Origin of the sequence: Arhodomonas sp. AD133 (genome assembly GCF_051195215.1) — a bacterium.
Classification (GTDB): domain Bacteria; phylum Pseudomonadota; class Gammaproteobacteria; order Nitrococcales; family Nitrococcaceae; genus Arhodomonas.
Genome location: NZ_JBNAZM010000153.1, coordinates 1 through 1195, shown reverse-complemented (window position 1 = coordinate 1195; position 1195 = coordinate 1). Strand labels below are relative to the sequence as shown.

At 57.6% G+C, this 1195-nt stretch carries 1 protein-coding gene; it reads right to left on the bottom strand.

From position 1 onward, the window contains the following. Positions 1–444 precede the first annotated feature (444 nt). Positions 445–1095, bottom strand: a complete 651-nt coding sequence (locus ACPEES_RS23480; protein ID WP_435106948.1) for a hypothetical protein — start codon at positions 1093–1095, stop codon at positions 445–447. Positions 1096–1195 lie beyond the last annotated feature (100 nt).

Genomic DNA, 1195 nt, shown 5'->3' with positions numbered 1-1195 from the left:
GTTGATCCCGCCATCTGCGACCGGGCTCGCGAACCCGCACTGCAGGGCGTGGCATAGCAGGTTGTTCAGAACGGACTGGAGAAGCGTGCGCTCCAGGAGTTGGCCCGTAGTGCCGGGGCGCGGGAGGTCCATGTGTGGTGCGGGCATGAGTTGACCGATCGTGAGCTGCGGCAAGGCGTGTTCAAGGTCGACCGAGATTGACACGGTAATTGAAGGTCACGGTCGCGATGATTGCTTGGATCGTGGGAATAGCGGCATTCGACGGTAGTGTCACCACCCACCATTAAAGGTTGTTCGCACCTTTTCGCATTCCCTGCGCGAAGGAATAGCGCTTCACGAGGTCGTGTGATCGCGGACTGACTCTTTGCGCCAGTCCGAAGCTACTGCTTCACACGCACCGCGGAGCCCTGACCGCAACGGCCTGGCGCGAGGACTCGACGGCCTCTACGCGTAAGCGACGTAAAAGTGGTCCGACCAGGAACCGCCCTGTTGTACCTCCCCGGTTTGAATGCCACCGCCTGACTTGATCATGTAGTCCAACTCGCCCCCACCCTGGTGAGTGGGCGCATCAGGACCGCACAAGACGCCGAGCGGAGGCGCCCAAGTCGGTGCGCGGTTATAGTCTCCAAGCGCAAACCAAGGCGCCGGGCCGGCGCCAATGTTGGTGATCAGGCCGCCAGCATCACCGCCGCCCCCGGAGAACGCATGCAAGGTGTATATGTTGACTAACGGGGCAAATTGCATCCCCATGGCTGGCCGGCCACCCGCTAAGCCGGGCGGTGCGTAAAGGAGTGCTCCCGGAGCAATTAATGAGCAAATCGCGAGATTGACGCGATTGCCTGCTGTATCCGTCTGCCCCCATAAAATATGGACATTCTTCGGCCTGCTTTGGGTTCCGATGTTCCAGATATGGTATTGCCACGCAAAGGCAGCTGGTGGCGCTGCTGTTGCCCAACCGGGTACTGGTCCGGGGGCGGGGGTCGATGTCTGCGGGAGAGCGCCAGCTTCTTGGAGACAAATATAATCGATGTGTTGAACGAGTTGGTTCACGTACTTGTTCCATTTGCTTTCAATGGAATCCGTGCCGCCTTGCATGTTCCAAGTAACCATTGACATGTTTTACTAATCTTTTAGAAAGTAATGTCATTTTCTGGTAGAATTGCTGGTATGAAATGTAAACGCTCCAGTGATGGTC